We start from the raw sequence: 230 nt of genomic DNA on the forward strand, positions 1-230 counted from the left end.
AACCTAACCAAGGTGTCACGCTAGCGAATGAAACCAGCGGTGTTATTGACCAAATCTCTTTTGGTTCTGGTACTGATGTTAAAAATGACCAGCTTCTTGTTCGTCTTGATTCTGGCGTAGAAAAGGCAAATCTAAAGAGTTCTGAAGCTCGCCTGCCTGCGGCAAAAGCAAAATACAAACGCTACCAAGGCTTGTATAAGAAAGGTTCTATTTCAAAAGAAGCATACGAT

General features: G+C 41.7%; 1 pseudogene. It reads left to right on the forward strand.

Annotation, left to right across the window (positions count from 1 at the left end):
* Window positions 1–230: pseudogene (locus tag AB4512_RS23745) on the forward strand (efflux transporter periplasmic adaptor subunit); the annotation flags it as partial.

It is taken from the genome of Vibrio sp. 10N.222.52.B7 (assembly GCF_041474275.1).
GTDB classification, from domain to species: Bacteria; Pseudomonadota; Gammaproteobacteria; order Enterobacterales; family Vibrionaceae; genus Vibrio; species Vibrio crassostreae_C.